The organism is Limosilactobacillus equigenerosi DSM 18793 = JCM 14505, assembly GCF_001311375.1.
Lineage (GTDB): Bacteria > Bacillota > Bacilli > Lactobacillales > Lactobacillaceae > Limosilactobacillus > Limosilactobacillus equigenerosi.
In genome coordinates this window covers 1-17,910 of record NZ_BBAS01000023.1, presented here as the reverse complement: position 1 = coordinate 17,910, position 17,910 = coordinate 1, and the positions used below count along the sequence as shown (strand labels likewise).

General features: G+C 44.0%; 19 protein-coding genes and 6 pseudogenes. 23 read left to right on the top strand and 2 right to left on the bottom strand.

Annotation, left to right across the window (positions count from 1 at the left end):
- Window positions 1-9: 9 nt before the first annotated feature.
- Window positions 10-156, bottom strand: coding sequence for an SPJ_0845 family protein (locus JCM14505_RS09240; protein WP_162839109.1), 147 nt, complete (start codon window positions 154-156; stop codon window positions 10-12).
- Window positions 157-277: 121 nt separating this feature from the next.
- Between JCM14505_RS09240 and uvrC the strand changes: the two are divergent.
- The 23 genes and pseudogenes from uvrC to JCM14505_RS10505 all read left to right on the top strand — a co-directional run bounded on the left by uvrC (window position 278) and on the right by JCM14505_RS10505 (window position 16,957).
- Window positions 278-2,087, top strand: a pseudogene (uvrC, locus tag JCM14505_RS08120) (excinuclease ABC subunit UvrC).
- Between the two features lie 64 nt (window positions 2,088-2,151).
- Window positions 2,152-3,456, top strand: a complete 1,305-nt coding sequence (gene obgE / locus JCM14505_RS08115; protein ID WP_054653967.1) for a GTPase ObgE — start codon at window positions 2,152-2,154, stop codon at window positions 3,454-3,456.
- A 16-nt stretch (window positions 3,457-3,472) separates the two neighbouring features.
- Window positions 3,473-4,402: a ribonuclease Z gene (gene rnz / locus JCM14505_RS08110; RefSeq protein ID WP_054653965.1), complete on the top strand. Its 930-nt coding sequence runs from the start codon at window positions 3,473-3,475 to the stop codon at window positions 4,400-4,402.
- A gap of 27 nt (window positions 4,403-4,429) precedes the next feature.
- Window positions 4,430-5,270: pseudogene (locus JCM14505_RS08105) on the top strand (SDR family NAD(P)-dependent oxidoreductase).
- A 53-nt stretch (window positions 5,271-5,323) separates the two neighbouring features.
- Entirely contained in the window at window positions 5,324-6,631 is a 1,308-nt protein-coding gene (recJ, locus tag JCM14505_RS09070) for a single-stranded-DNA-specific exonuclease RecJ (protein ID WP_162200509.1), read from the top strand.
- 71 nt (window positions 6,632-6,702) lie between these two features.
- Entirely contained in the window at window positions 6,703-7,632 is a 930-nt protein-coding gene (locus JCM14505_RS09065; RefSeq protein ID WP_156249878.1) for a single-stranded-DNA-specific exonuclease C-terminal domain-containing protein, read from the top strand.
- A 15-nt stretch (window positions 7,633-7,647) separates the two neighbouring features.
- On the top strand, window positions 7,648-8,166 hold the full coding sequence (locus tag JCM14505_RS08095; protein ID WP_054653962.1) for an adenine phosphoribosyltransferase: 519 nt from the start codon (window positions 7,648-7,650) through the stop codon (window positions 8,164-8,166).
- A gap of 12 nt (window positions 8,167-8,178) precedes the next feature.
- Entirely contained in the window at window positions 8,179-8,544 is a 366-nt protein-coding gene (locus JCM14505_RS08090) for a hypothetical protein (protein ID WP_054653960.1), read from the top strand.
- On the top strand, window positions 8,525-8,761 hold the full coding sequence (locus JCM14505_RS08085) for a hypothetical protein (protein ID WP_054653958.1): 237 nt from the start codon (window positions 8,525-8,527) through the stop codon (window positions 8,759-8,761). The genes JCM14505_RS08090 and JCM14505_RS08085 overlap by 20 nt, the downstream gene beginning before the upstream one ends.
- Before the next feature lie 96 nt (window positions 8,762-8,857).
- Window positions 8,858-9,838, top strand: a complete 981-nt coding sequence (comGA, locus tag JCM14505_RS08080; protein ID WP_054653956.1) for a competence type IV pilus ATPase ComGA — start codon at window positions 8,858-8,860, stop codon at window positions 9,836-9,838.
- Window positions 9,804-10,826: a type II secretion system F family protein gene (locus tag JCM14505_RS08075; protein WP_054653954.1), complete on the top strand. Its 1,023-nt coding sequence runs from the start codon at window positions 9,804-9,806 to the stop codon at window positions 10,824-10,826. Before comGA ends, JCM14505_RS08075 begins: the two co-directional genes overlap by 35 nt.
- A complete protein-coding gene (comGC, locus tag JCM14505_RS08070) occupies window positions 10,827-11,126 on the top strand; it encodes a competence type IV pilus major pilin ComGC (protein WP_054653952.1) in 300 nt (99 codons plus the stop codon).
- Window positions 11,123-11,830: a type II secretion system protein gene (locus JCM14505_RS08065; protein WP_054653950.1), complete on the top strand. Its 708-nt coding sequence runs from the start codon at window positions 11,123-11,125 to the stop codon at window positions 11,828-11,830. The genes comGC and JCM14505_RS08065 overlap by 4 nt, the downstream gene beginning before the upstream one ends.
- Entirely contained in the window at window positions 11,827-11,940 is a 114-nt protein-coding gene (locus JCM14505_RS08820) for a prepilin-type N-terminal cleavage/methylation domain-containing protein (protein ID WP_082405683.1), read from the top strand. Before JCM14505_RS08065 ends, JCM14505_RS08820 begins: the two co-directional genes overlap by 4 nt.
- A 38-nt stretch (window positions 11,941-11,978) precedes the next feature.
- Complete coding sequence (locus JCM14505_RS08060) at window positions 11,979-12,308, top strand: hypothetical protein (protein ID WP_054653948.1); 330 nt, start codon at window positions 11,979-11,981, stop codon at window positions 12,306-12,308.
- Window positions 12,289-12,507 (top strand): hypothetical protein, encoded by a 219-nt coding sequence (locus JCM14505_RS08055; protein ID WP_054653946.1) that lies wholly within the window; start codon window positions 12,289-12,291, stop codon window positions 12,505-12,507. The genes JCM14505_RS08060 and JCM14505_RS08055 overlap by 20 nt, the downstream gene beginning before the upstream one ends.
- Window positions 12,508-12,573: 66 nt before the next feature.
- Entirely contained in the window at window positions 12,574-13,593 is a 1,020-nt protein-coding gene (locus tag JCM14505_RS08050; RefSeq protein WP_439646041.1) for a class I SAM-dependent methyltransferase, read from the top strand.
- 12 nt (window positions 13,594-13,605) lie between these two features.
- A pseudogene (locus tag JCM14505_RS08045) lies at window positions 13,606-14,797 on the top strand (acetate kinase).
- A 112-nt stretch (window positions 14,798-14,909) separates the two neighbouring features.
- A complete protein-coding gene (locus tag JCM14505_RS09810) occupies window positions 14,910-15,164 on the top strand; it encodes a YutD-like domain-containing protein (RefSeq protein WP_054653942.1) in 255 nt (84 codons plus the stop codon).
- Complete coding sequence (locus tag JCM14505_RS10510; RefSeq protein ID WP_369395526.1) at window positions 15,100-15,261, top strand: YutD-like domain-containing protein; 162 nt, start codon at window positions 15,100-15,102, stop codon at window positions 15,259-15,261. The genes JCM14505_RS09810 and JCM14505_RS10510 overlap by 65 nt, the downstream gene beginning before the upstream one ends.
- Window positions 15,233-15,505, top strand: a complete 273-nt coding sequence (locus JCM14505_RS09805; RefSeq protein ID WP_054653940.1) for a hypothetical protein — start codon at window positions 15,233-15,235, stop codon at window positions 15,503-15,505. Before JCM14505_RS10510 ends, JCM14505_RS09805 begins: the two co-directional genes overlap by 29 nt.
- Window positions 15,505-16,276 (top strand): annotated as a pseudogene (locus JCM14505_RS08030) (TIGR01457 family HAD-type hydrolase). Before JCM14505_RS09805 ends, JCM14505_RS08030 begins: the two are co-directional and overlap by 1 nt.
- A pseudogene (locus tag JCM14505_RS10505) lies at window positions 16,260-16,957 on the top strand (TIGR01906 family membrane protein). Before JCM14505_RS08030 ends, JCM14505_RS10505 begins: the two co-directional pseudogenes overlap by 17 nt.
- On the opposite strand, the pseudogene JCM14505_RS08015 reads toward JCM14505_RS10505, so the two are convergent.
- Window positions 16,880-17,520, bottom strand: a pseudogene (locus tag JCM14505_RS08015) (VTT domain-containing protein). The pseudogenes JCM14505_RS10505 and JCM14505_RS08015 overlap by 78 nt on opposite strands.
- Window positions 17,521-17,910 lie beyond the last annotated feature (390 nt).

The window sequence follows — 17,910 nt, the reverse complement described above, 5'->3', positions numbered from 1 at the left end:
GTTTTTAGTTTATGATTTTGGTTGTGCTTTGGCCTCGGTTGGTTTTGGTTGGTCCGGTTTATTAGTTGGTTTTTGTCCCGGCTTTGTCCGGGGTTCAACGGCAAATTTATTAAATAGTTCATCAAGTTGTTCGTTCCGGCGTGTTACAAGTCCCATCTTAAATTCCTCCTCATGGCTTTGTACGTATTGTATCACAGAATGAACCGGATTAATTGCGAGACCGTTGGCAAATGTAATAAAATAGATTAGTTAAAGATAGCGAAAGGAGGCGGGATTAATGGCAAGTGAATATCTTGAACATAAATTACGGTTACTACCAGACAAGCCGGGCTGTTACTTAATGAAAAATGCAGCAGGAACGATTATTTATGTCGGTAAAGCCAAGAACCTCAAAAATCGGGTGCGTTCATATTTTAAAAGTCATCATGAAGGCAAAGTAGCGAAGATGGTGAGCGAAGTAGCTGATTTTGAGACGATTATCACCGCCACCAATAAAGAGTCCTTTCTCTTAGAAATTACGTTAATTCAAAAGCATCAACGCATTTTAATATTTTATTAAAAGAAGGGACGGGCTATCCATATATTAAAATTACCAATGATCGAGATCCAGAATTAAAAATGGTTTCGACGATTGAAAATGATGGGGCCTACTATTTCGGCCCCTATCCGAATGCGACGGCCGCGCAAGAAACTTTGCAGTTGTTGTGGAAGGTTTATCCGTTACGGCGCTGTCATGGTCATCAAGTCGACCATGTTTATATTATCACTTGGGACAATGCTTGGGGGCTTGTTTTAAGCCCGTTCCGCGCGCGGAGTATGAGCGGCAGATTAAGGCAATTAAGTCCTTTTTAAATGGCAATACGGCGGCGATTACGCGTGAGTTGCAACAACAAATGGAAGTTGCCGCGGCGAACTTAGAGTTTGAACGGGCGGCCGAGTTGCGGGATCAATTGCACTATATTAAGGTGACGGTGGAAAAACAAAAAATTATTTCCAATGATCAAACCCCGCGGGACATTTTTAGTTGGTATGTTGATAAAGGGTGGTTAAGTATTCAAATTTTCTTTATTCGCCAAGCCCGCTTAATGAAGCGAATTAAACGCTTGTTCCCAATAGTGGACGAACCAGTCGAAGAAATTACAAATTTTATCATTCAATTTTATCAACAAGCTAATCAATTGCCGCCTAAGGAAATTTTAGTTCAGGCTGGTCTGCCTAATTCGGAAATTAGTGAAATTTTAGGTGTGCCAGTGCGGACCCCGCAACGTGGCGAGAAAAAGGAATTAGTAGCTATGGCCACGGAAAACGCCCAATTGTCATTAGATGAACGCTTTCGGTTACTGGCGATGGATACGAAGAAAACAACGGGGGCAATGCAAGAAATTACCGATGCCCTAGGTTTACCAAGTGGGCATACGATTGAAGCCTTTGACCATTCGCATATTCAAGGAACGGATCCGGTGTCGGCGATGGTGGTCTTTGTTGATGGAGAACCCGTCAAAAAGTTATATCGCAAATATAAGCTGACGACGGTGATTAATCATGCGGATGAAACGGCTAGTACGAAAGAAGTCATTCGGCGCCGCTATACCCGCTTGTTAAAAGAAGGAGCGCCGATGCCGGACATCATTATGATGGACGGGGGAGTAATTCAAATGCAAGCAGCACGGGATGTGTTAGAAAATGAACTTGATTTAGATATTCCCGTGGTGGGGATGGTGAAAAATGATCATCATAAAACGGCTGATTTGTTGTTTGGGCCCCAAGATGACCATATTAATTTAGATCCCCGCAGCCAGGGATTTTATCTCGTGCAACGGATTCAAGATGAGGTGCACCGGTTTGCAGTGACCTTCCACCGCTCGGTACGGACGAAACATTCGCTTAGTTCACGCCTTGATGCGATTAAAGGAGTTGGCCCGCGGACACGGACGAAATTGATGAAAGAATATGGTTCGATTAATAAGATTGCGCAGGCGTCGGTTGAAGATTTACGAGCGCTAGGAATTAACGAACCCACGGCGCAATTAATTAAAGTTTCGTTACAAAAACAAGCCGAAGTGGCGAAACCAAGTAGTCATGACTGATTTTGACGCCACTCAAAATATTGCATATACTAGACATATTAAGTTAGAACGGAGAAGTAAATAAATGGCAACCTTTGTTGATCAAATTAAAGTTGAGGTCCACGCTGGCCATGGTGGGAATGGGATGGTCGCTTTCCGGCGGGAAAAGTACGTTCCAAACGGTGGCCCAGCCGGTGGTGACGGTGGCCGTGGTGGGAGTATCATCTTTAAGGTGGATTCCGGCTTACGGACCTTAATGGACTTCCGCTACCACAAGATTTTTAAAGCTAAACCGGGCCAAAACGGGATGAGTAAGCAAATGACGGGAGCTAATGCCCAAGACATGATTGTGGCTGTCCCTCAAGGAACAACGGTTCGTGATTTAGGGACGGGGCAAATTATTGGTGACTTAGTAGAACCCGACCAAGAACTAGTAGTGGCCAAAGGAGGCCGTGGTGGCCGTGGAAACATGCGCTTTGCAACGCCACGGAACCCAGCCCCGGAAATTGCGGAAAATGGGGAACCAGGTGAAAGTCGCGAATTAGAACTTGAATTAAAGATGTTAGCCGATGTTGGGTTAATCGGCTTTCCATCCGTTGGGAAGTCAACCTTGCTCTCAGTTGTTACAGGAGCGAAGCCTAAAATTGCGGCGTACGAATTTACGACGTTGGTGCCTAATTTAGGAATGGTGGCCTTGCCGGATGGACGTGATTTTGCGATTGCTGATATGCCAGGGTTAATCGAAGGCGCTTCGAAAGGGATTGGATTAGGATTACAATTCTTACGGCACATCGAACGGACCCGCGTCTTATTACACTTAGTGGATCTTGGGAACCAGGATAGCGAACAAGCCCTTGAAAAGTTCCATCAAATTAACCATGAATTAGCTACATATGATCCGGCCTTATTAGAACGGCCACAAATTGTGGTGGCAACCAAGATGGACTTACCAGATGCCCAAGCTCACTTGGCTGCTTTTAAGGAATTATTGGCGCAAGATAAGACGTTACCAACGGTGCCAGAAGTCTTTGCGATTTCAGCGATTACGCATGACGGAGTTAAAGAATTAATGCAACGCGCCGCTAACTTAGTTGAAGAAACGCCAAGTTTTGCCTTAGAACCAGTGGTTGATCCAAGTGTTGAATACACAGCTGACTTGGATGATGAACCATCCTTTACGATTACGCGTGATGATGATGGAACTTGGGTCTTAGGCGGGGCGAAGTTAGAACGCCTCTTTGTCATGACTAATCTTGATCATGAAGAAAGTCAAATGCGGTTTGCTCGGCAATTGCGGGGCATGGGGGTTGATGAAGCCTTACGAGCTAAAGGAATCCAAAGTGGGGACTTAGTTCGGATTGAAGATTTTGTCTTTGAATTCGTGCAATAGAAAGCTAGGTTAAAGCATGCAATTAGAATTTTTAGGAACTGGGGCAGGATCGCCCAGCAAGCAACGTAATGTTTCAAGTGTGGCGTTGAAGCTGTTAGAAGAACGGAATTCGGTTTGGCTGTTTGATGTTGGGGAAGCCACGCAACACCAAATCTTACATACGACCATTCGTCCCCGGAAAATTGAAAAGATTTTTATTACTCATTTACATGGGGATCATTTATTTGGACTCCCAGGGTTATTAAGTTCCCGCTCCTTTCAAGGGGGCAATGAACCTTTAACGGTTTATGGGCCAGTCGGTGTAAAGGATTTTGTTAATACCGCCTTGCGGGTCAGCGAAACTCGGTTAAGCTATCCGTTGAAGTTTGTGGAAATTACTCACGAAGGGGAAATTTTCCGTGATCAAATGTTTACTGTTGAAGCCCGGAAGATGGATCATAAAATTGAATGTTATGGGTACCGGATTGTGGAAGCTGATCACCCAGGGGAATTGTTAGTTGATAAACTCCGGGCGATGGAAATTCCGTCGGGGCCAATTTATGGCCAAATTAAGGCCGGGAAGACAGTGACCTTACCCGATGGTCGTGTGATTAATGGGCAAGACTTCATTGGGCAACCACAACCAGGGCGGATTGTGGCGATTGTTCCGGATACCCGGACCAATCAAAATGCGGTTAAGTTAGCCCAACATGCAGACGTGTTAGTGCATGAAGGGACATTCGCGCGTAATGAACAAAAGATGGCGCATAATTACTATCATTCAACAAGTGCGCAAGCCGCCCAAGTCGCTAAGGAGGCCCAAGTGGGGCGCTTATTATTGACCCACATTTCGGCGCGTTATGTTGGGAAGGCGGCCAATCAATTAGCCTACCAAGTACAAAAGATTTTTGCGAATACGCGCGTTGTGAAGGATTTTGATATTATTGAGATTCCGTTTAAAGATTAAGCAACGAGGTCAAGAACGATGCAAAATATGTTACGACGCTTAAAAGCTTTACGATTACTAAAAAAATAAAGTGGTGTTGATTACCGGGGGTTCCCAAGGAATCGGGCGGGCGCTAGCACTAGAAGCTGCCCGGCGCGGGGCGATTGTAGTCGTCTGTGCCCGGAATGAAGAAGCCCTCGTCGCGGTTGAACGGGAATGTTTAATTTTATCCGGGCGACCAGCGTTTCATTATCAATTAGACGTGACGAATCCGGATAAAGTTGATGCGGTATTAGCCACGGTTCAACATGAAGTCGGGACGATTGATGTCTTAGTTAACGCAGCTGGGTTAGGTGATATGCAGCCGGTGGTTAAGCAATCTAGCCAAATGATGCAAACGATGTTGCAGGTAAACTTATTAGCGACGATGTATTTGAGTCGCCGGGTGGCGCAACAAATGATGGATCAAGGAGCGGGAGCGATTATTAATCTCGGTTCGTTAGCGGGAAAAATCCCGACCCCACATAGTGCGGTTTATTCGGCAACTAAAGCGGGAGTGATTCAATTTGATAATATTTTGCGGATGGAAGTGGCTGATTATGGCGTGCAAGTGTTGACGGTTAATCCGGGACCAGTTGATACGGCCTTCTTTGATAAAGCTGATCCAAGTGGCCAATATCGGGCGATGTTGCCACGGCAATTAGTCTTAACGGCTGATCAATTGGCCCAACAAGTGTGGGACAACGTTGGTCACAAGACGCGCGAAATTAATGTACCGGCCGCAACGACTTATTGGAGTTGGCTATATAGTTTGGTCCCTGGCTTAGGGGACTGGGCGATTAAACGGGCCTTTAATTACCAACAAGATAAGCAACATTTAGATGATTAAGATGAAAGCGTAGTTTAATGAACTGCGCTTTCCTGTTTTTAATAGGAGCAAATATGCATAATCCAAAATACCAATGGCAAACGCTACCGCCGGTTGACAAGCAAAATCTTGTCGCAGAAATTAGTGACCAATGTCAATTACCAGTTGCGTTAGCGAACTTATTAGTTGCGCGGGGGATTGATAGTTTAACGGCGGCGCAACACTTTTTAAAACCGCAGTTGCAAGATATTGCGGATCCACATGGCCTGCATGACATCGACGCCGCGGTTGAACGTTTAGAAATGGCCGTAGCGAATGGTGAGAAAATTACCATTTATGGTGATTATGACGTTGACGGTTTAACGAGTACGGCGTTAATGTATGAAGTTTTAACGGGAATTGGAGCAGAGGTTAACTACTATATTCCGAATCGGTTTACGGACGGCTATGGGCCTAATTTAGCAGCATATCAACGCTTAATTGAGCAAGGGACCCAATTAATTTTAACGGTGGATAATGGAATTTCGGGTAAGGATGAAATTGCGGCGGTCAAAGCCCAAGGGATTGATGTTGTAGTAACTGACCACCATTCAATTCCAGCCGCATTACCGGTTGATGTCCCAATTGTGCACCCCCAATATCCAGGAAGTGAGTATCCAGGTGGCGATTTGTCCGGCGTTGGCGTGGCGTTTAAAGTTGCCTGGGCATTGTTAGAAGAATTTCCCACGGAAGTGTTAGACCTCGTGGCGATGGGGGAATTAGCCGATTTAGTTGACGTAACAGGGGAAAACCGCGCCTTAATTAAGTTGGGGCTCCAACAACTTCAAACGGGAATGCGCCCTGGGGTCACCGAATTATTGAAGTTAGCCAAAGTTAAGTTAGCCGAAGTAGATGAACAAACAATTGGTTTTCAATTAGCGCCCCGGTTAAATGCGCTGGGGCGGTTAGGCGATGCTAATCTTGGCGTTGAATTGTTAACGTCATTTGATGACGAACAAGTTGTTGCCTTGGCCCAGCAAGTCGATGCCGCCAATCAAGAGCGGCAACGGATTGTCAAAGAGTTAAATCAACAAGCGGATGCTCAAGCGCAAACGCCAGCCAATCAAGCCCGGCAGACGCTAGTTATTAATGGTGATGGTTGGCATCAAGGCGTGCTGGGGATTGTGGCCAGTCACGTTGTGGCAACCACTGGGAAACCAACGATTGTGTTGGGCAGTGAAGATGGCCAACTGGCGAAAGGCTCTGGTCGGGGCGTGGCGGGCTTTGATTTATTCCAAGCTCTTGATCAACACCGGGACCTAATGACTAGTTTTGGCGGGCATACGATGGCGTGCGGATTATCATTACCGGTTGCCAACCTTGATCAATTAGCCCAAGCTTAGAACAAGCTAGTCAAGCACAAGGCTTTGATGCTACGCAGACTCCTGCGTTAACCGTGGCGGCGACCTTACCAATGGCGAGTGTAACGGCAGATTTGGTCACCCAAATTCAACGATTAGCTCCATTTGGTCCTGGCAATGAAGAACCAGTCTTTGAGATTGGGCCGGCAACAGTTAGTCAGAGTTTGTTAATTGGTCAAGATAAACGACATACCAAATTACAACTGGCGGCGGCGACCCCGGTTGATGTATTAGCTTTCAATGAACCTAAGTTAGCCCCAGAAGTTCCGGTTGAAAGTACCGTTAAGGTTGTCGGAACGTTAGCGTTAAATCGGTGGCAAGGACGGGTAACGCCACAAATCTTTTACACTGATTTAGCAACAACGGGGGTACAAATTACGGATGCTCGGACGCGCCAATTAGTCCCCAAAATGTTCCAAAGCACTGCAACGTACGTGGTATTTGATGACCGGCTGCGGGAGAATATTGATGGGAATGCGGCCGGCCAGGTAGTGAGTCCGACGACTTTAACGGCGACGGAAATTGTGGATCAACAAATAATTATTGTGGATTGTCCACCGCAAGCGAGTCAATTACAACAATTATTACCGCAATTAGCTGCTGCGAGTGAAGTCGTCTTTTGGTTGTATACGCATCACCAAGCTTTAAGTACGTTCCCACCACGCTCGCAATTTGTGGGCTTATATCAATTCTTCCAACAAGTGCAAGTGATCAATGTTAATCAACAATTACCGGCGGTGGCGGCGCAATTACACTTGCCACAAGACCAAATAATCTTCATGATTCAAGTGTTTATTGAGGCAGGATTTGTTATAATAAAAGATGGTTTTTTAAAAATAGTATCAGCACCGATGCATCAAGATATTACGGCAACGAACCGGTATCAAGTCCAAGTAGCCATGCAAAGTTTGTATCAACAATTGCTAGGGCTACCGGGGCACCAATTTATGCGTCAAGTGCAAACATGGCTAAACCATGGATAGAGGAGAAATAAATCAATGACTGTTAATCTTTATGATTATGTTGCATCTGTTCCTGATTACCCTGAAAAAGGGGTGATTTTCCGTGACATCTTGCCGTTAATGGCGGATGGTGAAGCATTTAAACAAGCCACGGATGAAATTGCGGCCTTTGCTCGGGAACAAGGCGTCGATATGGTGGTCGGACCAGAATCACGGGGCTTTATTGTGGGCTGTCCGGTAGCCTTTGAATTAGGGGTTGGCTTTGCAGCTGCTCGGAAGAAAGGTAAATTACCGCGGCCAGCGGTGAGTGCTTCATACACCTTGGAATATGGTTCTGCCACGTTGCAGATGGAAAATGATGCGATTAAGCCGGGCCAAAAGGTGTTAATTGTTGACGACTTATTAGCCACTGGTGGGACAATTTCGGCCACGATTGATTTAGTGGAACAAATGGGTGGTGAAGTTGTCGGCTGTGCGTTTTTAATTGATTTAAAGGACCTTAACGGGCGGGAACGCTTAAAGGGGTACAAGATTAAGACGCTCATGGAATTTTAAAAGGGGATTAAAATGTTAGTGTTAGCGGTTATGGCAGGCTTAGTCTTTATCCTAGCTTGTTTCTACTTAGTTAATTCAATCCAACAATATGGGCAATGGAAATTTGCAACTTTCTTAGTGTTAGTGAGCTTGGCCGGTACGGTTTGGGGTGTGATGGGAGTAATCCAAACGCAACGCCACCGGGCTGCCGTAGCTGAAAATGCGGCGGCCACGCAAAGTTCACTAGTCGGAAATGGTGTGTTATCATCACAAAATACGGCGAACAAGGGAACGCAAGAAAAGTACATTTTGGGGCAATTGCAAAAGTCATTTGAAAAAAATGGGGTCTGTATCATACCGGGAAAAGGATCAAACGTTTGTGATTACGCCAACGGATGATCAAATGAAGGAAGCTTTAACGGCCATGCAAAATGATCATAGTATTGCGGAACAAATTGGTTGGGATAATTTAACCAAGAATTTAACGCAATCATCAGCCTCGATTAAGAAGGCGCTTGGGAGTGGTTATAGTCTAGAATTAGCCTCCCCAAATGATGCTCAGCAAGCCTTATTTACAGCTAAAGACGGAAAAGCCACTTATAACGTAATTAAATAATTAACTTAACGTGTCAGTTCAGTTTGAATTGGCACGTTTTTTGTTGGTTCAAATTGTTACTAACCGGGTATTTATTTACTAGGAGGACGGTTAAGCATGGAACAACAAATTCAACGTGGCTTACAAGCTTTAATGGACGAACAAGTGACGGATGCGTATTTATGGCCGCAAGCAGATTGCTATCAATTACGGGTATTAATTGCCGGGGAGTTAATTACGCGGCAACAGTTTTCGGTGGCGAGTGCGAAGCGCATTATGTCATATTTAAAATTTCGCGCCAATATGAATATTAGTGAGCATCGGCGGCCGCAAGCAGGGGCATTGCACTTAGTTAATCGCACGGGCCAAGGAGTTGACGTTCGGTTATCGACGGTCGGAAATTATGCCGGACAAGAATCATTAGTAGTGCGGTTCATTTATCCCGTAACTAATCAATTTCAAGTCTTAGTTCCAGCCCAGTGGTCTCAATTACAGCAACTTGGGCACCAAACGGGCGTGATGCTATTCGCGGGACCGATGGGATCAGGCAAAACGACGACGATGTATCAACTGGCAACCTTGGTCGGGGAAAATAAGACGGTGATGACGATTGAAGATCCAGTCGAAATTACCCAACCGCAATTTTTGCAAACGCAGGTTAATGAATTATCCGGGATGGATGATTTAACTTTATTGAAGGTTAGTTTACGGCATCGGCCCCAAATTTTAATTATCGGTGAAATACGGGATGCACGAACCGCTCAGTTAGCGATTCAAGCTGGTTTAAGTGGTCAATTGGTCTTAGCAACCATTCACGCTCGGAATGCCCGGGGAGTGTTAAGTCGTTTACGCCAATTAGGGGTGAGTGAGTATTATTTGTCGCAAGCATTATTGGGAATTAATTATCAACGGTTAATTCCGAAAACGGATGGGACGTGGGCCGTACTATTTGATCAATTGGTCCACTCAGCCTTACAAACGGCGATTGACCAGTCGCCACCAGCCGTAATTGGCGCTGAATGGACTCAATGGTTAGCTAAATTAGTAAAGGAGGGACAACTTGATGCGCAAGTGGCACAGCAATTCCAAACCGGTTAAGTGGCGACTAGCCGCCCAGGCACGGTGGTTTACTTTTATGGGGGACGCCTTAGCGAATGGGATGTCGTTACAACAAGCTTTACAATTTACTGAGCGGTTTTTCCCTGAGTTGGCGATGATTTGGACCGGCGTGGCCACCGAACTCGCCACCGGCCAATCATTAGCCACGGCGCTTAAACCGTGGATTCGGATTGATTTGTACTATCAATTGCAATTAGCGGAGAGTCATGGCTCGTTACACCAAACGATTCACCAAGTTGGTCAGTACTTAACCCAACAAGTTCGGCAACAACGGAAATTAAGAGGGCTCTTGCAATACCCATTGCTACTCTTAGTAATGTTAGGGGGATTTGGCATCGTGATGGGGCGGATGATTTGGCCCCAAATTCAAAGTTTACAAGTTACTACGCCCCCGTCGTGGCCCCAAATCATTAGTGTGCAGGGACTAATTACGACGGCTAGTGCAGGCGGGACAATTATCGTTATCCAAGGAATTCGGTATTATCGAATGACACGGTTACAACGGATCAATTGGTTATGTCGCCAGCCACTAATTGGGCGATATTTACGTTTATATTGGCAATATTATTTGGTGAGCAATTTAGCAATGATGCTGTCGCAAGGAATGTCATGGCAAGAAATGACGCGGTTAGCGCAACAATATCACCCGGAATCGATTTTGCATCAAACGTTTGCCACGTTAGAGTCCCAAGTGGCGCAGGGACAATCGTTAGCACAAGTTATTGAACGGTCTGGATATTTACCAAATGAGTTAGCGGCGTTTCTTGGGCGGGGATTGACAGTAGGTGCTTTAGGTCATGAATTAGAAGTTTATGGGCAGGTCTTATTTCGGCAATTTTTAACCCGGACGGAACAATTATTAGAGTTAGTGCAACCGATTTTATTTATTGTTGTGGCCATCATGATTGGTGGGATGTATTTAAGTTTATTGTTACCTCTTTATCATTCTTTACAGGCGGTGAATTAAATGAAAATGAAACAACGTGCCTTTACCTTAGTCGAAATGATTGTGGTTTTGTTTATTATTAGTCTTTTAATTTTATTGATTTTACCTAACTTAACGGGACAACGGAAACATGCTGATACGGTTAGTCGGGACGCATTAGTGAACGTCGTGCAAACCCAAGCGGATCTATATGCAGATGATCATGGGGAGCCAGCCCGCAATCTTGATCAATTAGTAAGTGAGCATTACTTAACTCCGGCCCAAGAAAAACGCGCCCAAACGGTGCATTTAAAATTAGTTGATGGTCGGGTGGAAAAATGAAACGACCAGCCTTTACGTTAGTCGAGTTGTTAATTGTGTTAGGGATGGTGGCGTTGATGATTTTGTTGAGTGGTCCACAAGTGCGACGGATGCAAATGAATTTAAATGAACAAGTTTTCTGGCATCGGTTTCGGCAGCAATATTTAGTGGGATTACAAACGGCGCGCCGGGGGGATGGCCCAACTGTAATTGTTTACTTGCCGAGTAAACACCAAATGTATTTTCAACATTTTAAGGCCGCCCCGGATGCCCGGATTTCAGTTCCGAAGTCATTGCAAGTGCGGAATGACCGGCAAGTAACGATTCAAAATCATACGGCGTATACGGCGCCACAAACTTGGCAACTAGTTAATAATGATGAGGATTATCAATATGCAATTACTTTTCAAATGGGTGGGGGCGAATACCATCTGCGGCGCGAAAAAAAGCCCCGGTTTTATTCTGGCCGAACAAACTGTCGCCTTAATGATTACGAGCTTAGTGGCGTTGAGCTGGTAATGTTTTGGGGTGGTGTCCACTTAGTGAAAACACGCCTTAACGATCAAATTATGAGCGCGCGATTATTAAAAGAGGCTAGTGACCGGTATCGGGATACTAAAATGGACCAAAACTATCAGGTGGATGCCTATCGGGTTGAAGTAACCAAACGGCAGTTGCAAGTTAGTAAACATCAGCGGCTCTTAATGCGGGTGGTGCGTCAATGAATGATTATCAGCGCCAAGCCTTTACCTTAATCGAATGTATCGTGGCTCTCATGGTTGCAGCAGTGACCTGCTTATTATTAACGGGGGTAGCCAAAAACTATCAAGGCTAAGTCGAATTGAGGTTAGTGATCCAGCCCAGTGGTATACGATGGTTCAAGTTTTAGAGGGCGGACAATATCAATTTGAGCTGCAACGGGTGGGTGAAACGACCTTAACCTTGTATAGCCGGGTTGAAAAATGTGCTTATCAAATTAAACAATCAAATGGGATTTACCTCGCTAAAAATGGGCAAGGCTATCAACCGTTGTATCAAGTGACCCACGGGGTCGTTTATTTTCGACGGGAAAATGCGCAAACGATAACTGCGTATGTTAAACGAGGAAAGCGGGTGACGCATGTTACGAAAATTCATTTCTTACCAACAACCCGGTCAACTGCTATTAACGAGCGTGTTGATCATGATCGCCGTGACGGGTAGTATCTTGACGGTGACTGGTTACTTACGGCAACAATCAGTGGTAAATCAACAATTACGCGAATACTTCTTAGCGCAAGCCATGGCGAATTTAACGGATGAGCAGACGGCTGATTATAATTGGGGGCACGTTCAGGTAAAAGCTGATAAAACGGTGGTGACGTTAAATAATCGGCACCAGTATCAGTTTGTTGTTCAGTAGTTGCTTGAATTTACGGGCGAAAATGAGTAAAATTGTTTTTGTATTGAAATGAAAGGAGTGATCGTACTGGTGAGTGCCACGCTTGAAGAGTTATTTCAGCAATTTGATGCGGGAACCCAAACCCTACAAACCGCGTTGAACAGTTCATATTTAGATGCATTTTTAGAAAATGCCGAAAATTTAATTGATCAAGGACGTGTCCGCGTAGAAGATGGGGTACCCAATTCCGAAGATCAGGCTGTCTTAGCAGCGATGTATCAACAAGTTTTAGCCCGCCCGACGGATGCTGAAACGATGCGTCAATTAGTACAATTGAGTATGCTAAAGGTAACGCATCAAGATCAATTGCCAAGTAACTATCAAATCACGCCGGATACCATTGGATTGTTAATGGCGGCGTTAGCAACACGAATTTTACCGGTAGATCGAGCATTACAAGTGCTTGATCTGGTCGTTGGTTCGGGAAATTTATTGACAACGGTCATGAATCAGTTGCAACGAGCCACGGATCAATCGGTACAAGGATACGGGGTTGATAATGATGAAATGATGTTAGCGGTCGCTAGCGTCAGCACGACCCTGCAAAAGGCAGCGGTTGATTTATATCATCAAGATGCCATTCTTGATTTATCAGTACCGCAAGTTGATTTAGTTGTGGCTGACTTGCCAGTGGGATATTATCCACTTGACGATAATACTGAGAAGTACCTTACAAAAGCTGCGACGGGGCATTCGTATGTTCACCACTTGTTAATTGAACAAGCGATGAATTACTTACAACCAGGTGGTTTTGGGTTATTCTTAGTGCCACAAACTTTATTCCAATCAGCGGAATCGCAAGGATTGGTTCGCTGGATTCAATCAGTTGCCCATTTACAAGGGATTTTGAATTTACCGAGTGATTTATTTGCTAATGAAAAAGCCGCTAAGTCAATCTTGATTTTGCAACGGCAAGGGGGCAATGCCCACCAGGTTGGCAAGGTCTTATTGGGAAGTTTTCCAAAGTTGACGGATCAAAGCGAGTTTACCCGCTTTATGCGCCAAATTGATCAATGGGTAGCGACCGATTTAAAACAAACAAAATAAGAGGAGATTAACATGTCAAAGACAATTGCAATTAACGCCGGTAGTTCAACGGTTAAGTTTAAGTTATTCGATATGCCAAGTGAAGCAGTGATTGCTGAAGGGAACTTGGAACGGATTGGTTTAGAAATGGGGCATGCCAAGATCAAGTACGGTGATGGTCAAAAGCATGAAGAAGATACGCCATTTGCTTCTCATGAAGTAGCGGTGGAATATTTATTACACCAATTAAAGAACTTAGGCATTGTGGCTGATTACAATGAAATCGATGCTGTTGGTCACCGGATTGTGGCCGGTGGGGAATACTTTAAGGATTCAGCCGTAATTGATGATAAGGTCATGGAACAAATCGATGCCTTATCAGAATATGCGCCATTGCACAACCCAGCTGAATTACAAGGGATTAAGGCCTTTAAGGAAGTCTTACCAGATGCCTTTGCCGTGGCGGTATTTGATACGTCATTCCACGCTGATATGCCAAAGATGAATGCTCTTTACTCAACGCCTTATGAATGGTACGAAAAGTTTGGGGCTCGTCGTTATGGTGCGCATGGACGAGTCACCGGTATGTGGCGACGCGAGCTGCTGAAATGTTAGGCAAGCCATTAGAAGATTTGAAGTTAATCACTTGTCACATTGGGGCCGGGGCTTCAGTAACGGCTATTAAGAATGGTAAGTCATACGATACTTCAATGGCTTCACGCCATTAGCTGGGGTTACGATGGCAACGCGGTCTGGGGATGTTGACCCATCAATGGTTAACTTTGTGGCTAAGAAGTTAAATGTCTCGGGTGATGAAATCATTGATATGTTAAACCACGATTCTGGTTTATTAGGGATTTCTGGCGTTTCCAGTGATATGCGGGACGTTGAAGTTGAAGCCAACAATGGTAACGAACGGGCTAAGTTAGCCTTAGATATTAACTTAAACCGCGTGGTTAAGTACATTGGTAGTTACATGGCTGAACTTGGTGGTGTTGATGCCGTGGTCTTCACTGCTGGGGTTGGTGAAAATGATGCTAACTTCCGGAAGCAAATTGCTGATCAATTGGCCTTTGTTGGAATGGGTGTTGATGACGAAAAGAACAACGTTCGTGGAGTTGAACGTGACATCTCATCTGCAGATGCTAAGGTCAAGGCACTCTTAATTCCAACGGATGAAGAATTAATGATTGTTCGTGATATTGAACGGTTACGGAATAAGTAATTAATCTTAATATGAACGAGGATAACTAGATTGAGCTAGTTATCCTCGTTTTTCTTTTGGCGTTGGAACGTGATATGATAGTTAAGAATAAAAAAAGGTCAGGTGAATTAGGGTGAAACGAGATCAAGTACAAGCCTATATCGACCAGCGTGCCGCCCAACGCGCCGGAATTTATCGTGTCGAAATGCAAGATGCAACGCATTTATTGATTAATGGGCACCAATATGAATTAGTTCAAGAATATCGTGATGGCTTCGAGGCGGAGAAATTAGCTGATCGGTTTAGTAGTGTGTTAACTAAATATGATTATATTGTTGGTGATTGGGGGCATACGCAATTACGGTTACGGGGATTTTTTTGCTCCTGATAATCCATTGTATGAACCAATGAAGGGAATGGAATTAATCCCACAATATTTACAAGAAGAATGTAATTTTGGGTGTGCATTTTTTTATTTTGCGTAACCATGAGGTGGTATTACCACGTTCACATCGGGCTAATCCACGGAATAATAATGCCAACACGACTAAACGAGGGCAACGGCATTTCGGCTGGCGGGCAACGAAGGGAAGTTTTGTTGAAAAGCGACGCCGGCAAAATCGGCCTAAACCGCAACAACGACGGCACCAAGAAGTTAAAACGGTTACTGATCAAAAGCAACCAAGTAAACGGAAATTTGTGATTCGTGATAAGAAACGAGGCAATTAATGAGTAAGTATGACACCTATTTTGTTGATTTAGACGGGACGATTTACCAAGGGACGATTCCAATCCCGGCTGGGAAACGTTTTATTGAGCGCTTAAAAGGAGCGGGAAAGCAATTATTGTTGTTAACCAATAATAGTACCCGGACGCCCCAAGAAGTCGTGGATTTTTTTGGCTAAATATCATGATATTAAAGTTGATGTCAGTGAAGTTTATACCTCAGCTTTGGCAACGGCTGATTATGTAGCCTCGATTGCGAATGGTAAGCAACGGGTGCAAATCATTGGTGAATGGGGCTTACATAAGGCCTTTTTAGAACGGGGTTTTTATATTACGACGCATCATCCTGATTTTGTCGTTGTCGGGATGGATCATAATGCGACGTATGCCGATTTTGCGACGGCGGTCTTAAACATTCAAGCTGGTGCCCAATTTATTGGGACTAATCCAGATACCAATTTACCGTCAGAAGCGGGAATGTTACCGGGGGCAGGATCATTAATTGCCTTGGTTCAATATGCCGTAAAGCCACAGGCCACGATTATTGGGAAACCGCATGCCACAATTATGGATATGGCGTTAGAGCGGGTTGGTCAAACGAAAGAGCAAGTGGTCATGGTTGGTGATAATTATCATACAGATATCCAAGCCGGCCAAGCGGTGGGAATGGCGACGTTATTAGTTTATACCGGGGTGTCGCATCCTGATGAAGTAGCCAAAGAAACTCATCAACCAACCCATCAAGTGATGAGCTTAGATGAATGGGAGTTTTAAGGTGAAATTTGCTAAAATTGTTTATGGTGGTAGTGTTAGTTGCTGGTTAAGTGCAATTGGCATTGCCTTTTTAATTACCCTTGGTTTATCAGGCATGTGGATAACGACCAATCAGTTATCCTTTTCACCAACCATCCAACACCAGGAATATTGGCGCTTGGTTCGGTATTTATTAACGCCGGGTCAACGACTAGCATTTCAGGAGCTGGCCTTATCATCGCGGGCCAACCATCACTTCACCGAGGTTAAGTTTATGGTGCAAGGGGGGCTGTTGATTTGGATAATTAGTTTGATTACTAGTTGGTGGGTGTGGTACCAATTAAAAACCGTGGACAGTTATGGCAACTATCCACGGTGTTAAAATTCAGTTTAATGGGGTGGTTAATTTTAATCGTCATGATTAGTATTGACTTTGGTGATTGGTTTTTACAATTACATCAAGTCGTTTTTACCAATCATGACTGGATTTTTAGTCCCCGAGCGGATCAAATCATTAACCTATTACCAGTTAAATTCTTTTTACGGTTTACGTTAATTTGGGGTGGTATTACTAGTTTGTTGATTGGGAGTTTAATTGGATTAGCCAATCAGCAAACGAAGCAGTTATTTCGCCAACTTAGAACGCATCCAACCAATAACGGCGGGGATCAAAGAAACAACAATGATCCCAATGATAATTAATGAAAAGTGTTCTTGGACGAATGGTAAGTTACCAAAGAAATGACCACCACCACAACAAATTAAGACCCAAGTCGTACAACCAACTAAACTGTACTTAATAAAGTGGCGATATGGGAAACCAGATCCAGCCGCAGCAAAGGGAGCGAAGGTACGGATGATTGGCATGAAGCGAGCTAAGATAATTGCTGGGGCGCCATGTTTTTCAAAGAAACGTTCGGTTTTAGCTAAACTTTCTTGATCAATCAGTTTCGTAAACCAAGCGTGCTTAGAGAGTGAACGTTCAACGTTTTTTTTCCAATCCAAAAATTAAGTGAGTCACCTAAAAGACAAGCAAAGAAGAAACCAAGTGCAAAAACCCAGGGATTTAAATGATAGGCTGGATTAGCAGCTAAGGCACTGGCTGCGAATAGTAATGAGTCACCAGGTAAGAATGGTAAAATCACCGCTCCAGTTTCAATAAAGATGACCGCGAATAAAATCACATATGACCAATCACCAAAGGTAGTTACAATTTGAACAATGTGATCATCGATATGTAAAACAAAACTAATTAAAAATTGAATTAACGACATAAATATACTCCTTTATAAAATTCGATTAAATTGTACCAAGTTTATCTGAAACAGGAAAGCCAAAACTAGTTTAAAAAGTTATGAAAAAGGGTTGCATCAATCGATAGTTCTTGGTATATTAAATAAGCACTAATTGAGCGGTGATAAATCGTGACAATTTAAATTAAATTTATTGTTGACGCACTGATAGATTGGTGCTATGATAATTAAGTTGCTTCGATGAGTAAGTGATTCAAATGTTGATAAAAAGTTGTTGACGAATGGTTGATAATTTGTTATCATGAATGAGTTGCTTGTGAAAGTAAGCAACGAAATAACTTATAAAAAGTTGTTGACAAACTTCTTGATATAAGTTATCATATAAAAGTTGCCAAATGGCAA

Coding starts and splice junctions, on each gene's coding strand:
- obgE (WP_054653967.1), top strand. CDS start 2,152: ATGGCAACCTTTGTTGATCAAATTAAAGTTGAGGTCCACGCTGGCCAT.
- JCM14505_RS08820 (WP_082405683.1), top strand. CDS start 11,827: ATGAATGATTATCAGCGCCAAGCCTTTACCTTAATCGAATGTATCGTG.
- JCM14505_RS08090 (WP_054653960.1), top strand. CDS start 8,179: ATGTTAGTGTTAGCGGTTATGGCAGGCTTAGTCTTTATCCTAGCTTGT.
- JCM14505_RS08065 (WP_054653950.1), top strand. CDS start 11,123: ATGAAACGACCAGCCTTTACGTTAGTCGAGTTGTTAATTGTGTTAGGG.
- JCM14505_RS08055 (WP_054653946.1), top strand. CDS start 12,289: ATGATCGCCGTGACGGGTAGTATCTTGACGGTGACTGGTTACTTACGG.
- JCM14505_RS10510 (WP_369395526.1), top strand. CDS start 15,100: ATGATTATATTGTTGGTGATTGGGGGCATACGCAATTACGGTTACGGG.
- JCM14505_RS08060 (WP_054653948.1), top strand. CDS start 11,979: ATGGTTCAAGTTTTAGAGGGCGGACAATATCAATTTGAGCTGCAACGG.
- comGA (WP_054653956.1), top strand. CDS start 8,858: ATGGAACAACAAATTCAACGTGGCTTACAAGCTTTAATGGACGAACAA.
- JCM14505_RS08095 (WP_054653962.1), top strand. CDS start 7,648: ATGACTGTTAATCTTTATGATTATGTTGCATCTGTTCCTGATTACCCT.
- recJ (WP_162200509.1), top strand. CDS start 5,324: ATGCATAATCCAAAATACCAATGGCAAACGCTACCGCCGGTTGACAAG.
- JCM14505_RS09240 (WP_162839109.1), bottom strand. CDS start 156: ATGGGACTTGTAACACGCCGGAACGAACAACTTGATGAACTATTTAAT.
- rnz (WP_054653965.1), top strand. CDS start 3,473: ATGCAATTAGAATTTTTAGGAACTGGGGCAGGATCGCCCAGCAAGCAA.
- JCM14505_RS08075 (WP_054653954.1), top strand. CDS start 9,804: ATGCGCAAGTGGCACAGCAATTCCAAACCGGTTAAGTGGCGACTAGCC.
- JCM14505_RS09065 (WP_156249878.1), top strand. CDS start 6,703: ATGGCGAGTGTAACGGCAGATTTGGTCACCCAAATTCAACGATTAGCT.
- comGC (WP_054653952.1), top strand. CDS start 10,827: ATGAAAATGAAACAACGTGCCTTTACCTTAGTCGAAATGATTGTGGTT.